This window comes from Pseudomonas sp. EGD-AK9 (assembly GCF_000465935.2).
In the GTDB taxonomy this organism is placed as follows: Bacteria; Pseudomonadota; Gammaproteobacteria; order Pseudomonadales; family Pseudomonadaceae; genus Aquipseudomonas.
Genome location: NZ_AVOF01000884.1, coordinates 1 through 14,285, shown reverse-complemented (window position 1 = coordinate 14,285; position 14,285 = coordinate 1). Strand labels below are relative to the sequence as shown.

Genomic DNA, 14,285 nt, shown 5'->3' with positions numbered 1-14,285 from the left:
GGCTGCTGGGCCTTGCCGAACTCGCCGCTGGCGCGGCTGGTGACGGTGGGCAGGCGGTCGTTGGCGACATCGTCGCGGATCGCCCGCGCCGCGCGCAGGCGGCTGAAGGCCACGCGCAGCTCGCGGTTGTCCGCCAGCGAGCGCTGCACCAGGCGGTTCAGCGTCGGGTCCTCGAACTGCTGCCACCAGGCGGCCTCGAAACGGGTGCGGTCGTAGTCGCCGGCCTCCAGCGCGTCGAGGCGCGCCGGTTCGGTCTGCGGCGCGCGGTAATCCGGGCCGACCGCGCAGGCGCTGACCGCCAGGGCCAGCAGGCTGATCTTCAGGGCATTGGCAACGCGCTTCATGCGTGCACCTCGTGGGCAGCGGCTTGGGCCTTGCGCGCCTGGCGTTTCTCGACGAAGGCGCGGATCAGCACGTAGAACACCGGGGTCAGCAGCAGACCGAAGAAGGTCACGCCGATCATCCCGCTAAATACCGCCACGCCCATGGCATGGCGCATCTCGGCGCCGGCGCCAGAGGACAGCACCAGCGGTACCACGCCCATGATGAAGGCGATCGAGGTCATCAGGATCGGCCGCAGACGCAGGCGGCAGGCTTCCAGCACCGCACTGATGCGATCCAGGCCTTCCTCCTGTTTCTCCTTGGCGAACTCGACGATGAGGATGGCGTTCTTGCACGCCAGGCCCACCAGTACGATCAGGCCGATCTGGGTGAAGATGTTGTTGTCGCCGCCGGCCAGGATCACCCCGGTGATGGCGGAGAACAGCACCGTCGGCACGATCAGGATCACCGCCAGCGGCAGGCTCCAGCTTTCGTACTGGGCGGCCAGCACCAGGAAGGCCAGCAGCACGCAGAGCGGGAAGATGAAGATCGCGCTGTTGCCGGCGAGGATCTGCTGATAGGTCAGCTCGGTCCACTCGAAGGTCATGCCGTTGGGCAGTTCTTCTTTCAGCAGCTTGGCGATGGCCGCCTCGGCCTGGCCGGAGCTGTAGCCGGGCGCCGCCGCGCCGTTGATCTCGGCGGTGAGGAAACCGTTGTAGTGCATCACCCGGTCGGGGCCGGCGCTGTTCTCCACCTTGACGAAGGTGGACAGCGGCACCATTTCCCCGCGGTTGTTGCGCACCTTGAGCTGGCCGATCTGCTCCGGCTCCAGGCGGAACTGCTGGTCGGCCTGGACGTTGACCTGGTAGGTGCGGCCGAAGCGGTTGAAGTCGTTGGCGTACAGCGAGCCCAGGTACACCTGCATGGTGTCGAAGATGTCGCTGATGGCCACGCCGTGGGTCTTGGCCTTCTCGCGGTCGATGTTGGCATCGATCTGCGGCACGTTGACCTGGTAGCTGGTGAACACCGACATGGGGTTGAGCTCCGGCAACTGGCGCGCCTTGCCCAGGATGTTCTGGGTCTGCGCGTACAGCTCCTCGTAGCCGAGGCTGCCGCGGTCCTGGATCTGCAGGCGGAAGCCACCGATGGTGCCGAGGCCCTGCACGGGCGGCGGCGGGAAGATGGCGATGTAGGCGTCCTGGATCTCGGCGAACTGGGCGTTGAGCTCGGCGGCGATGGCGTTGGCCGACATCGACGGATCACTGCGCTCGTCGAAGGGCTTGAGCGGGGTGAAGACGATGCCGCTGTTGGGGCTGTTGGTGAAGCCGTTGATCGACAGACCGGGGAAGGCCACGGTGTTCTCCACGCCCGGGTGCTTGCCGGCGATCTCCGACATGCGCTTGATCACCGCCTCGGTACGGTCCAGGGTGGCGGCGTCCGGCAACTGGGCGAAGGCCACCAGGTACTGCTTGTCCTGCTGCGGCACGAAGCCCGTGGGCGTCGTCGAAAAGCCCAGGTAGCCCAGCCCCAGCAGGCCGGCGTAGAGGAACATGGCCACGCCGCTGGTGCGCAGCACGCGCTGCACGGTGCCGACGTAGCCGTGGCTGGCGCGGTCGAAGAAGCGGTTGAAGGGGGTGAACAGCCAGGCGCCGAACAGCTTGTCGAGCAGGCGCGAGAAGCCGTCCTTGGGCGCATCATGGCTCCTCAGCAGGGCGGCGGCCAGCGCCGGCGACAGGGTCAGCGAGTTGAACGCCGAGATCACCGTGGAGATGGCGATGGTCAGCGCGAACTGCTGGTAGAACTGCCCGGACAGCCCGGAGATGAAGGCGGTCGGCACGAACACCGCGCACAGCACCAGGGCGGTGGCGACGATGGGCCCGGTAACTTCCTTCATGGCTTGTTTGGTCGCCTCTACCGGCGTCTTGCCCAGGCCGATATTGCGCTCGACGTTCTCCACCACGACGATGGCGTCGTCCACCACGATGCCGATGGCCAGCACCAGGCCGAACAGCGACAGGGCGTTGAGCGAGAAGCCGAACATGTGCATCACGGCGAAGGTCCCGATCAAGGACACCGGCACGGCGGCCAGCGGGATGATCGAGGCGCGCCAGGTCTGCAGGAACAGGACCACCACCAGCACCACCAGCACGATGGCCTCGAGCAGGGTGTGCACCACCGCCTCGATGGAGCCACGCACGAAGATGGTCGGGTCGTAGACGATCTCGTAGTCCACGCCCTGGGGGAAACTCTGCTTGAGCTCGGCCATGCGTGCCCGCACCGCATCGGAGATCTCGATGGCATTGGAACCGGGGCGCTGGAACACCGGGATGGCTACCGCCGGCTTGTTGTTGAGCAGCGAGCGCAGGGCGTACTGGCTGGAACCCAGCTCGATGCGGGCGATGTCCTTGAGGCGGGTGATTTCGCCGTCTTCGCCGGCGCGGATGATGATGTTCTCGAACTCCTCCTCGTCGACCAGGCGGCCCTGGGTGTTGATCGACAGCTGGAAGCTGTTGCCGGCATCCGAAGGCGGCGCGCCGAGCGAGCCGGCCGCCACCTGGCGGTTCTGCTCGCGAATGGCGCTCACCACGTCGGTGGCGGTGAGGCCCCGCGAGGCCACCTTGTTCGGGTCGAGCCACACCCTCAGCGAATAGTTGCCCAGGCCGAACAGCTGCACGTCGCCGACGCCGTCCAGCCGCGCCAGCTCGTCCTTGACGTTGAGCGCGGCGTAGTTGGACAGGTAGAGCATGTCGTAGCGGTCGTCCGGCGAGGTCAGGTGCACCACCATGGTCAGGTCGGGCGAGGCCTTGTCGACGGTCACGCCGAGGCGCTGCACCTCGGTGGGCAGGGTCGGCATGGTGCGGGTCACGCGGTTCTGCACCTGCACCTGGGCATTGTCCAGGTCGGTGCCGAGGGCGAAGGTGATGGTCAGGGTCAGCTTGCCGTCGGCGGTGGACTGCGACGACATGTAGAGCATGCCTTCCACGCCGGTGATCGCCTGCTCCAGCGGCGAGGCGACGGTCTCGCCGATCACCTTGGGGTTGGCGCCGGGGAAGTTGGCGCGCACCACCACGGTGGGCGGCACCACTTCCGGGTACTCGCTGATCGGCAACTGAAACAGCGAGATGGCGCCGCCGATCAGGATGATCAGCGACAGCACCGCGGCGAAGATCGGCCGTAGCACGAAGAATTGCGAGAAATTCATGGGACTGTCCTCGGGCACGGGTGCGCCATGCGCCCCCTATGCAGGGAGCGCTGCGCGCACCAAGGCGTTATCAGCTGCGCGGCGTACCGGCGGCGTTGCTCTTGCTGGCCAGGCGCGGGGCCTGAGTACCATCCACGGCCTGGCGCATCTGCGCCAGCTGGGCCAGGGTCGCGGGATCGGCCATGGGCACCGCCTGCGGATCGACGGTGGCGCCAGGCATGGCCCGCTGCAGGCCGTTGACCACTATCTTCTCGCCCTTGGCCAGGCCGCTGCGGACGATGCGCAGGCCCTCCAGCTTCGGCCCCAGCTCGATGGCGCGGTAGGCCACGGCGTTGTCCTCGCCGAGCACCAGGACGAACTTCTTGCCCAGATCGGTGCCGACCGCCTCGTCCTTGATCAGCGCGGCGGGGTAGGCCGCACTGCCGACCAGTTTCAGCCGGGCGTAGAGGCCCGGGGTGAAGCGGCCATCGGCGTTGTCGAACACCGCACGACCGCGGATGGTGCCGGTGCGCGGGTTGACCTGGTTGTCGAGAAAGTCCAGCTGGCCCAGATGCGGATGACCGTCTTCGCTGGACAGACCGAGGTACACCGGGCTGGCGCCGCGGGCGTCGGCGCCGGCCTGGCGGGCCAGCTCAAGGTACTTGAGGAACACTCGCTCGTCGGCGTCGAAGTAGGCGTAGACCTTGTCGGTGGAGACCACCGAAGTCAGCAGGCTCTCGCCAGCACCGACCAGGTTGCCTTCGGTGATCTCGGCGCGGCTGACGCGGCCGTCGATGGGCGCGGTGATGCGGGTGAAATCGAGGTTGAGGCGGGCGTTGTCCAGCTCCGCCTGGATCGCCGCGACCTGGGCCTGGGCCTCGGCGGCGGCGCTGGCGCGGGCGTCGGCCAGTTCGGCGGAGATGGCGTTGCTCTGGCGCAGACGTTCGCCGCGACGGGCTTCGCTGTTGGCTCGGGTCAGGTTGGCGCGGGCTTGCTGCAGCTGGGCTTCGAGGCGCTTGACCTCGGCCTGGAAGGGACGCGGGTCGATCTGGAACAGCAGGTCGCCTTTCTTCACCAGGCCGCCTTCGGCGAAGGCCACCTTGTCGATATAGCCGGACACCCGCGGGCGCACCTCGACCGACTGCGGCGCCTCGAGGCGGCCGGTGAACTCGTCCCACTCGTTGATCGGCTGCTCGATCACCTCGGCCACACTGACCTTGGGCGCCGGCATCTGCTGCATGGCGTCCGGCGCCTGACCGCAGGCGCTGAGCACCAGGGTGGCGGCGAGCGCCAGGGGAAAAATCCAGATGTTCTTATGGGGCTGTTCCATGAGTGACTCCGCCAGTCGGATTTGTGAATGGGCGGAGTCTGCTGCGAGGGCTGGCCGACGACGAATCGAATGCCGCGAAGTTGAATATCAGCGGTAATGATGATTGGCAGCGCTCTATCGTCGAGGCTCGATGATGGTGCGCGAAGGCATTGCGGTGCCCGTTATCGGTGCCTTTTCGCCTGGCGGCTACAGGCTGTCCGGATCGCCGCAGAACATCTGGATGCGCGAGCGCAGCCAGCGTTCGGCCGGGTCGTTGTCCTGGGCACCGCGCCAGGCCATGTGCAGTTCGAAGGACTGGGTCTGCAGCGGTAGCTCCTCGGCGCGCAGGCCGCCGGCGGCGGTGAGCACGGCGGCGGTGTAGTCCGGCACGCTGGCGACTATGTCGGTGCCGGCGAGCAGCGTGCCCAGGCCGTTGAACTGCGGCACGGCCAGCACCACATGGCGCTTGCGGCCGATCCTCTCCAGTTCTTCGTCGATGAAGCCAGTGAGGTCGCCGGCGAACGACACCAGCGCATGCGGCCTGGCGCAGTAGTCGTCCAGGCTCAGCGCACCGGGCACGGCGTCGGCGCGCAGCAGGCGCGCCTTGCTGCGGCGCAGCACCTTGCGCTTGGCATTGGCCGGCAGCTCCTCGGTGTAGGCGACGCCTACGGAGATTTCGCCGGAGGCCAGCAGGCCCGGCATCAGCAGGTAGTTGGTGCGCCGCACCACCAGCACCACGCCCGGCGCCTCGGCGCGCAGGCGGCGGAGCAGGGCCGGCAGCAGGGCGAATTCGACGTCGTCGGACAGGCCGACGCGAAACACCGCCTTGCTGGTGGCCGGGTCGAAGTCGGCGGCGCGGCTGACCGCGGTGGAGATCGAGTCCAGTGCCGGGGCGAGCAGGGCGAAGATTTCCTGGGCGCGCGGGGTCGGCTCCATGCTGCGCCCGGTACGCACGAACAGGGGGTCGTCGAACAGGCTGCGCAGGCGGGCGAGGGCGGCGCTGATCGCCGGCTGGCCGAGGAACAGCTTTTCCGCGGCGCGGGTCACGCTGCGCTCGTGCATCAGCGTCTCGAAGACGATCAGCAGGTTGAGGTCGAGGCGGCGCAGGTCGTTGCGGTTCATCCGGTTACCATCCGAGAGACCGGGCCTTGTCAGCACGGCGTGGCAAATGAGAGCCTTGCCGCGCAATAGTACGGGCAGTACGGGCGAGATTGAAAGGTGCCCGGCACGCTGTTGAATCACTGCCAGGCATGTGCACTATCGATGCCGGCGGGTGGTGCCAGCGGCGATCTGCGGATAGAGTCCACAGGCATTGAAGTGTTAATCCGTGATCGGAGCTCGAGGTATAGCGATGTCCCGCATGATCCGTTTCCATAAATTCGGCGATGCCGAGGTACTCCAGTACGAGGAAGTACCCACTCCTGTGCCAGGCCCCGGCGAAGTGCTGGTGCGCGTGCAGGCCGTGGGCCTGGGCTGGAATGACGTGCTGTGGCGGCAGAATCTGGCTGCCGAGCAGGCGCAGTTGCCGGCAGGCATGGGCTTCGAACTGGCCGGTACGGTGGCTGCAGTGGGCGAGGGCGTCGACGACTTTCCGCTCGGCACGGCCGTGGCCGGTTTCCCCGCCAGCACGCCGAATCGCTACCCGACCTGGGGCGATCTGGTGCTGATGCCGCGCTACGCCCTGACCCGTTATCCCGAGGTGCTCAGCCCGGTGGCTGCCAGCGTGCATTACACCGCACTGCTGTTCGGCTATTTCGCCCTGGTCGACCTGGCCCAGCTCAAGCCCGGCCAGCACGTGCTGATCACCGAGGCCAGTCACTGCATGGCGCCGCAGACCGTGCAGCTGGCCAAGGCGCTTGGCGCCAAGGTGATCGCCGCCACCGGCTCGGCCGACGACCGCGAGTTCCTGCGCGGCCTGGGCGCCGACAAGGTGGTGGTCACCGAGGAACAGGACCTGGTGCTGGAAGTCGAGCGCTACACCGAAGGCAAGGGTGTCGAGGTCATCCTCGACCAGTGCGCCGGGCCGCAGATGAAGCTGCTCGGCGACATCGCCGCGCCGCGCGGCAAGCTGATCCTCTACGGGGTCAACGGCGGCAACGACACCGCGTTTCCGGCCTGCGCCGCGTTCAAGAAGCACCTGCAGTTCTACCGGCACTGCGTGCTGGATTTCACCGGCCACCCGGAGCTGGGCATCGAGCCCAACGCCGAGGCGGTGCAGCGCGCGCTGCAGCACATCAACCAGATGACCGCCGATCGTTTGCTCACGCCGGTGATCGACAAAGTGTTCGCCTTCGACGATTTCGTCGCCGCGCACCGCTATATGGAAACCTGTCCGAATCGTGGGCGGGTGGCCTTGGAACTGGCCGCGGATTAAAGTCCGCGGCCGTTCGGCCGCTATAACCTGCAGGTTTTCAGTCCAAGGATCCCTTCATGACCCTCGTCACCGGCGATGCCCTGTCGCTGCTGTTGTTCCGCCTGCACAGCGGCAGGCTGCTGGGCATCAACCTGCTCAAGGTCAACGAGATCATCCCCTGTCCGCCGCTGACCAAGCTGCCCAACCGCCATCCCAACGTGCGCGGCATCGCCACCTTGCGTGGCTCGGCGTTGACGGTGATCGACCTGGCCCGCGCCATCGGCGAACGCGGCGGTTCCAGCGAGGACGAGGGCTGTCTGATCGTCACCGAGTTGAGTCGCTCGCGCCAGGGCCTGCACGTCAAGAGCGTCGATCGCATCGTGCAATGCTCGACCCGCGACGTGCGGCCGCCACCTGCCGCCTCCGGCAGTCGCGCCTTCATCACCGGGGTGACCCAGATCGATGGCGCCATCGTGCAGATTCTCGATATCGAGAAGGTGTTGCACGACATCGCCCCGGCGCTGGACGATGCGCCGGTGGGGCAATTGCTCGAAGGCGACGACGGCCAGCTGTTGCAGGGCCGCCGCGTACTGATAGTCGACGACTCCCAGGTGGCCTTGCAGCAGACGGTCAATGTCCTGCGTCAGCTGGGCCTGGACTGCACCGCGGTGCGCAGCGCCCAGGCCGCGCTGCAAAAGCTGCAGGAGTATCGCCAGGCCGGCATGCCGTTCGAGCTGCTGGTGTCGGACATCGAGATGCCGGAGATGGACGGCTACAACCTGGTGCGGGAAATCCGCCGCAGTGCCGACATCGCCGACACCTACGTGCTGCTGCACACCTCGCTGGACAGCACCATGAACACCGAGAAAGCCAGGTCGGTGGGCGCCAACGCGGTGCTCACCAAGTTTTCCTCGGTCGACCTGAGCCAGGCCCTGCTCAACGCCTTTCGCCAGATCAGCGGCCAGCGTTAGGCCGCGTCTTCCGCTCTTCGCATTCCCCACCCCGGCCCACCAAGGCCGGGGCAGGGCGCTGCTCAGAGAATGTTCAGCGGGTACTCGACGAAGGCGCGAATCTCGTTGAGATCCGGGCCGACATCGGTGCTGGAGCGGTAGATGGAATTGCGCAGGCGCAGCGACAGGTCCTTGGCCGCACCGCTCTGCACGGTGTAGCTGACCTGGTTGAACAGCTCGCGCTCGGTGCCCTCGTTGTCGGTGCCGGTGTCGATATTGTCGCCGCGTACGTAGGCGAGCTTGTAGCGCAGCCCCGGAACGCCATAGTCGCTGAAATCCAGCTCGTAGCTGGCCTGCCAGGAGCGCTCGTCCTTGCGGTTGAAGTCCGAGTAGTAGGAGTTGGCCAGGTAGATGCTCGCGCCACCGTCGCCGTAGTCGTAGGCGAAACCGGCATCGCCGCTGTTGCGCTGATGGGCGAGGATGAAGGCGTGGGCGCCGACGCTGTACTTGGCCGCCAGGCTCCAGATGCTGTTGCGATCGCCCTGGCCGTCGCCGCCGAAATCCAGCGCGGCGGTAGAGCCGTCATCGTACTTGGTGCGGTAGAGGTTGAAGTCGAAATTCAGCGCCTGCTCGGCGGTCAGCGCCAGGTTGTAGTTGAGGTTGGCGTAATAGCGCTTGTACAGGTCCTCGATGTCGGAGTGGTACAGCGCCAGGCTCAGATCGTCGCTGACCGCGTAGCTGCCGCCGAGCACGTCGATGCTCTTGAGGCGATTGGGATCGCGCGCCGGATCGCCCATCGGGCTGTCGGCGGTGAAGCGGCCGGCATTGAGTTCCAGGCCCTCGATCTCGTTGCTGGTGACCAGGGTGCCGGTGAAGGACTGCGGCAGCAGGCGGCTGTCGTCATGGGCCAGCACGGGCAGGGACGGGAACTGGTTGCCGTACTTGATCACGGTATCGGACAGGCGCAGCTTGACCGCGGCGCCGGCCTGAGACAGCTCGTCGACCGGGCGGCCCTCGCTGTCGGTGTCGAAGAAGGCGCGGTAGTTGCGCCCGCGGCCGCTATCGAGTTTCACCCCCAGCAGGCCGAAGGCATCGACGCCGACCCCGACGGTGCCCTGGGTGAATCCCGACTCGAAGGTGGCGATGAAACCCTGGCCCCAGGACTTGGCGTCGTTGGTACGGTCCTTGTAGTCGCGGTTGAAGTAGGCGTTGCGCAGCAGCAGATCGAGGCTGGCATCTTCGACGAAGCCGTTCGATTGTGCCTGGCTGCTGGCATGAGCCAACGGCGCGCCGAGCGCGAGGCTGCAAGCCAGCGCGAGACAGTGCTTGTTGTACATGGGTGCTCCCGGTGTCGGTGTTTTATGCGAGCAGGCCTGACAGCGAGGTCAGGCCCGGCCCAGAGGGGCCGCTAAGAGTTATCACCGGGCTGGCGAGCGGGCCATTGACGCTTATCGATGATCACTATCGATTGCTTCGATAAGCCGAACGGGACGAACGGCGCTAGCCTGCACGCGATGAAGATTCCATGAGCTGCGCGTTCGGCGCGGCTCGCTGACTGCGCTTCATCTCCTTTGGTTAAGACTTAGCAGCCGCCTGGGTTTCCAGTGCGGCTTTTTTAGCTCATGCGGCGGCACTTTGGGGTGATCAAACGCTACGCCTTCTGCGCTGGCGTAGCCTTGAGAGAATGGGCGCTACGTCTTAACGGCAACGCGGGCAGGTACACTCCGCTTCCCCACCGATTATTGCCTTGCCCGCCCTTCGCGCGACGACTTCTCGCACTGAACCTGGCGCGACTTGCTGCATTTCGTTTGATAGAAAATCAACCCAGTAATGCATTTATATCGATTGTCGGTAGCTCGGGCTGTGCGGGACGCTCTGGCATCTTCCGTTGTTTTACGGCCCGGCAGGAGCCCTGTGTCGTAGAGGGTGGTCGTCGAAAACCGGATCTATTCTCGGCGTCCGCTAGAACCCCCAGCTCAGAGGCTGTACATGCGCCAGGATCATCTCGATGGTCTGGTCACCTTTGTGCAGGTGGCCGAACACCGCAGCTTCACGCACGCAGCCCAACGACTGGGCGTATCCACCTCGGCGGTAAGCCAGGTGGTGCGCAGCCTCGAGGGGAGGCTGGGGGTGGTGCTGCTCAAGCGTACGACCCGTAGCGTCAAGTTGACCGAGCCGGGTGAGCGCTTTCTGAAGCGGGTCAAACCCCTGGTGGTCGAGCTGGCTCATGCTGCCGACGAGATCGCCGATCAGGCTTGTGCACCCGCCGGGCAGTTGCGTCTGGTGGCATCCACGCCAGCCTATCTGACGGTGCTGCGCCCTCATCTGCGTTCCTTTCTGCAGCGCTATCCCGCCATCGACATCGATATTGTGCTGCGTGAGTCGCGAGTGGATCTGGTGGCCGAGGGATTCGACGCCGGCCTTGGCCAGGACTGGCAGGTCGAGCGCGACCTGGTAGCCGTTGCCCTGGGATCGGAACAGCGCATGCTTGCCTTGGCTGCGCCGCATTATCTGGCAGACCGTGGGCTGCCAGGGCACCCGAATGAATTGGGCAGCCACGATTGCATCGGTTATCGCCATCCGGCTACCGGGGCCGTGGAACGCTGGGTGTTCGAAAATGGCCAAGAACGTGTGCAGGTCGGTATCAAGAGTCGTTTGGTCCACAGTGATCCGGTGGCGCTGTTGCAGTCCGCCGTTGACGGTTTGGGAATTGCCTATCTGCCTCACGGATACACCGATGCGCTTCAGACGCAGGGAGGCTTGCGCGCAGTGCTGGACGGTTGGGGAAGGACGATCGCCCCCTACATGCTCTACTTCCCGGATCGGCGAAGCATCTCCAGTCGTCTGCGCCTGCTGATCGACCACCTGAGAGGCCAGAATCCTGGATGCCAAGGAAGGTTGTCGGAGCTGTCGGGATCGATGCCAAAGCCTGAGTATTAAGTTTGCCTTCAAGGCTCTTGCACGAATGTGCGGTTTTCCAGGGGGTGATGGCTATCTAGTCTTTTCGGGGGTAACGAAAGGAGATGAGCATGCACAAGATCCCCACTCTTGCGGTCGCATGTGGCCTGTTGTCATTACCCTTGGCCCATGCCGATGTCACTAAATTGTTGCAGAGCAACGCCTGTACCGCCTGCCACCAACCCGCCGCTCGCGTCGTCGGCCCCTCCTGGCAGGAGGTGGCCCAGCGCTACGGGGACGGCAGCAAGAGTGCCGAGCAGCTTGCCGCCAGTATCAAGAGTGGTGGTTCAGGGTCCTGGGGGACCGTGCCTATGCCTCCTCAAACCCAGCTCAGCGACGCCGATGCGAGCAGCATCGCCGAGTGGATTCTGACCACAGGTCACCAGTAACCGACACATGCTCCGCACACCGAGAATCGTCCCGCCAACGCTGGTTGTGCTGCCGGGACAAGGCGGGCGCTTACCGGATTGGCGAGGACACTTTCATGGCTCACACACTGAAGATCAATGGCAGAGAGCATCAGGTGGATGTCGATGACGACACCCCCTTGCTCTGGGTGCTACGCGATGTACTCGGAATGACCGGCACCAAGTTTGGCTGCGGCATGGCGCTGTGCGGTGCTTGTACGGTGCATATGAATGGCAATGCGGTGCGCTCCTGCATCATGCCGGTCAGTGCCATGGTCGGTGCCGAAATCACCACCATCGAAGCGGTCGGGGAAACACCGGCTGGCAAACGCATACAGGAAGCCTGGTTGGCTCATGAAGTGGTGCAGTGCGGCTACTGTCAGTCCGGGCAGATCATGTCCGCCAGTGCGTTGCTGGCGCGTAACGCCAGTCCAAGCGACAGCGATATCGACGCAGCCATGGCCGGTAACATTTGCCGCTGTAGCACCTACGTGCGGATACGCGAAGCCATCAAGTTAGCTGCCGAGCAGCCGGTCGCACAGGTGGAGGGTTGAGCATGAACAGCTTGCAGGATCTGTCGATGGCGGCTGCTCCGGACGAGCGTATCGGCCTGAGCCGACGTCATTTTCTCAAGGCCAGCGCAGCGCTCGGTGGAGGGCTGCTGATCAGCTTCTCCCTACCGGTTTTGATGCGTGGTGCGCAGGCGGCCGAAGGGGCCAGTTTTGAACCCAATGCTTATGTGCGCATCGATCGCGATGGGCGTATCTATCTCACCATCCAGCCGGTGGAGATGGGGCAGGGGACCTACACCTCGATGCCGGCGCTGATTGCCGAGGAGTTGGAGGTGGGACTCGATCAGGTGACCATCGAGCACGCCCCGGCCGACGACACCCGCTACGCCAATCCGATGCTCGGTTTTCAGGTCACCGGCGGCTCTACCTCGGTACCGGCCAACTGGCTGCCACTGCGCGAGGCCGGAGCGGCAGCGCGCGTGCTACTGGTCGCTGCCGCTGCCCAGCAGTGGGGCGTGGCGACCGACAGTTGCAAAGCGGAGAAGGGGGAGGTGCTACACCCGTCCAGCGGACGCAAGCTCGGTTACGGCGAGTTGGTGGATGCCGCTGCCAAGTTGGCCTTGCCGGAGTCCATACCGCTGAAGGATCCCAAGGACTTCAAATTGATCGGTACACCGGCCAGGCGCACCGACTCGCCGAGCAAGGTCAACGGCACTGCAGTGTTTGGCATTGACGTACATCCGGAGGGCATGAAGGTTGCCGCAATCACCATCTGCCCGATAGTCGGCGGCACACTCGACGAGGTCGACGCGGCCCCGGCAATGGCGGTGCGTGGCGTGCGTGAGGTGATCCGTACGGATAATGCGGTCGCTGTTGTTGCCGATCACATGGGGGCTGCGCGGAAGGGCTTGGCGGCCTTGCAGATCAAGTGGAACCCCGGTGCTAACGGTCAGGTGTCGAGCGCGCAGATGCTGGAGGATATCCGCAAGGCTTCAGAGCAAAAAGGCGTCGAGGCTCGCAACGAGGGTAATGTCGAGGAGGCCTTGCAGAAGGCCGCGAAGAAAGTCGACGCGGTCTATCAGGTGCCGTTTCTCGCACATGCTTGCCTCGAGCCGGTGAACTGCACGGTACATGTGCGCAAGGACGCCTGCGATCTGTGGTTGGGTATTCAGGTTCCGACCCGCGCCAAGACGGCAGCCGCAGAGCTGACCGGTCTGCCCGAGGAGGCCGTGACGGTACACAATCATCTGATCGGCGGCGGTTTCGGGCGACGCTTGGAGGTCGACTTCGTGATCCATGCGGTGAAGATCGCCAAGCAGGTGGACTACCCCGTGAAGGTGATCTGGTCGCGCGAGGAAGACACGCGTCACAGCACCTTGCGTCCCTATCACTACAGCCACTTGAGTGCCGGACTGGACGAGAAGAATAGCCCTGTGGCCTGGACCCATAAGGTCACTGGCGGTTCGATCCTGGCGCGCTGGGCGCCGGCGGCTTTCGTCAATGGCCTCGATCGCGACGCCATCCGCGATGCCAGCGGGCCGTATGCCTTCCCCAACATCAATGTGCAGTATGTTCGCCATGAGCCACCGACGGGTATCACCCCGGCTTTCTGGCGCGGTGTAGGCCATACGCAGAACGCTTTTATGGTCGAGGGCTTCCTCGACGAGCTGGCTCACATCGCCCAGGCCGATCCCTTCGAGTACCGTTATCCCCTGCTGAAGGAGCACCCACGAGCGATCAAGGTGTTGCAGCAGTTGCGCGATGAGTCCAACTGGGACAGCCCATTGCCCCAGGGGCATGGCCGCGGTCTGGCACTGACTTACTGCTTCAGCACTTATGCAGCCCAGGTCGCCGAGGTCAGCGTAAGTCCCAATGGCGATGTGCGGGTGCTCAAGGTCACCTCCGTGGTCGACTGCGGCATTCCAATCAACCCTGACAGCGTGGTGGCGCAGATCCAGGGCGGCACCATCTTCGGCCTTACTGCCGCGCTATTTGGCAATATCACCTTCAAGGATGGCCGGGTGGAGCAGGGGAACTTCGATACCTATCGCATGCTGCGGATCAACGAGGTCCCCGAGATCATCACCCACGTGGTGGAGAGCAGAGAGTCGCCGGGCGGTCTGGGTGAGGTATCGACGGTGACCATCGCTCCGGCGGTGGTCAATGCCATCTTCGCCGCCACTGGCAAGCGCTTGCGCAGTCTGCCGATCGACCCGCAGGCACTGCGCACGGCCTGACCGCGCACGGCCGCGGGCACGCAGGCTCGCAGCGCCGCCCTGGTGCGGGGCTCAGCC

At 65.1% G+C, this 14,285-nt stretch carries 10 protein-coding genes and 1 pseudogene; 6 read left to right on the top strand and 5 right to left on the bottom strand.

Features of this window, described 5'->3' with window-relative positions; all coding sequences use genetic code 11:
- The 4 genes and pseudogenes from N878_RS25110 to N878_RS25095 all read right to left on the bottom strand — a co-directional run.
- Nucleotides 1-344: pseudogene (locus N878_RS25110) on the bottom strand (TolC family protein); the annotation flags it as partial.
- The gene (locus tag N878_RS25105; protein ID WP_021446225.1) at nt 341-3,523 is read right to left on the bottom strand and encodes an efflux RND transporter permease subunit; all 3,183 of its coding nucleotides are present in this window, start codon (nt 3,521-3,523) and stop codon (nt 341-343) included. The gene N878_RS25105 and the pseudogene N878_RS25110, both read right to left, overlap by 4 nt.
- Before the next feature lie 70 nt (nt 3,524-3,593).
- A complete protein-coding gene (mexE, locus tag N878_RS25100; RefSeq protein WP_021446224.1) occupies nt 3,594-4,832 on the bottom strand; it encodes a multidrug efflux RND transporter periplasmic adaptor subunit MexE in 1,239 nt (412 codons plus the stop codon).
- A gap of 186 nt (nt 4,833-5,018) precedes the next feature.
- Entirely contained in the window at nt 5,019-5,933 is a 915-nt protein-coding gene (locus N878_RS25095; RefSeq protein ID WP_021446223.1) for a LysR substrate-binding domain-containing protein, read from the bottom strand.
- Between the two features lie 229 nt (nt 5,934-6,162).
- Here N878_RS25095 and N878_RS25090 point away from each other — a divergent pair, with 229 nt between their 5' ends.
- Together N878_RS25090 and N878_RS25085 are read left to right on the top strand one after the other, a co-directional pair.
- Complete coding sequence (locus N878_RS25090) at nt 6,163-7,185, top strand: zinc-dependent alcohol dehydrogenase family protein (RefSeq protein WP_021446222.1); 1,023 nt, start codon at nt 6,163-6,165, stop codon at nt 7,183-7,185.
- Nucleotides 7,186-7,241: 56 nt separating this feature from the next.
- Nucleotides 7,242-8,135: a chemotaxis protein CheV gene (locus N878_RS25085; protein WP_021446221.1), complete on the top strand. Its 894-nt coding sequence runs from the start codon at nt 7,242-7,244 to the stop codon at nt 8,133-8,135.
- Nucleotides 8,136-8,197: 62 nt separating this feature from the next.
- On the opposite strand, the gene N878_RS25080 is transcribed toward N878_RS25085, so the two are convergent.
- The gene (locus tag N878_RS25080) at nt 8,198-9,451 is read right to left on the bottom strand and encodes an OprD family porin (RefSeq protein WP_021446220.1); all 1,254 of its coding nucleotides are present in this window, start codon (nt 9,449-9,451) and stop codon (nt 8,198-8,200) included.
- A 652-nt stretch (nt 9,452-10,103) separates the two neighbouring features.
- On the opposite strand from N878_RS25080, the gene N878_RS27795 reads away from it, so the two are divergent.
- The 4 genes from N878_RS27795 to N878_RS25060 all read left to right on the top strand — a co-directional run bounded on the left by N878_RS27795 (nt 10,104) and on the right by N878_RS25060 (nt 14,228).
- Nucleotides 10,104-11,054, top strand: coding sequence for a LysR family transcriptional regulator (locus tag N878_RS27795; protein ID WP_082457952.1), 951 nt, complete (start codon nt 10,104-10,106; stop codon nt 11,052-11,054).
- A gap of 89 nt (nt 11,055-11,143) precedes the next feature.
- Complete coding sequence (locus N878_RS25070) at nt 11,144-11,461, top strand: c-type cytochrome (RefSeq protein ID WP_021446218.1); 318 nt, start codon at nt 11,144-11,146, stop codon at nt 11,459-11,461.
- A gap of 95 nt (nt 11,462-11,556) precedes the next feature.
- Nucleotides 11,557-12,033 (top strand): (2Fe-2S)-binding protein, encoded by a 477-nt coding sequence (locus tag N878_RS25065; protein ID WP_021446217.1) that lies wholly within the window; start codon nt 11,557-11,559, stop codon nt 12,031-12,033.
- Between the two features lie 2 nt (nt 12,034-12,035).
- Complete coding sequence (locus N878_RS25060) at nt 12,036-14,228, top strand: molybdopterin cofactor-binding domain-containing protein (RefSeq protein ID WP_021446216.1); 2,193 nt, start codon at nt 12,036-12,038, stop codon at nt 14,226-14,228.
- Nucleotides 14,229-14,285: the final 57 nt, after the last annotated feature.

Excerpts from the sequence above, each read along its gene's own strand:
- N878_RS25105 (WP_021446225.1), bottom strand. The coding sequence starts at position 3,523 with ATGAATTTCTCGCAATTCTTCGTGCTACGGCCGATCTTCGCCGCGGTG.
- mexE (WP_021446224.1), bottom strand. The coding sequence starts at position 4,832 with ATGGAACAGCCCCATAAGAACATCTGGATTTTTCCCCTGGCGCTCGCC.
- N878_RS25095 (WP_021446223.1), bottom strand. The coding sequence starts at position 5,933 with ATGAACCGCAACGACCTGCGCCGCCTCGACCTCAACCTGCTGATCGTC.
- N878_RS25090 (WP_021446222.1), top strand. The coding sequence starts at position 6,163 with ATGTCCCGCATGATCCGTTTCCATAAATTCGGCGATGCCGAGGTACTC.
- N878_RS25085 (WP_021446221.1), top strand. The coding sequence starts at position 7,242 with ATGACCCTCGTCACCGGCGATGCCCTGTCGCTGCTGTTGTTCCGCCTG.
- N878_RS25080 (WP_021446220.1), bottom strand. The coding sequence starts at position 9,451 with ATGTACAACAAGCACTGTCTCGCGCTGGCTTGCAGCCTCGCGCTCGGC.
- N878_RS27795 (WP_082457952.1), top strand. The coding sequence starts at position 10,104 with ATGCGCCAGGATCATCTCGATGGTCTGGTCACCTTTGTGCAGGTGGCC.
- N878_RS25070 (WP_021446218.1), top strand. The coding sequence starts at position 11,144 with ATGCACAAGATCCCCACTCTTGCGGTCGCATGTGGCCTGTTGTCATTA.
- N878_RS25065 (WP_021446217.1), top strand. The coding sequence starts at position 11,557 with ATGGCTCACACACTGAAGATCAATGGCAGAGAGCATCAGGTGGATGTC.
- N878_RS25060 (WP_021446216.1), top strand. The coding sequence starts at position 12,036 with ATGAACAGCTTGCAGGATCTGTCGATGGCGGCTGCTCCGGACGAGCGT.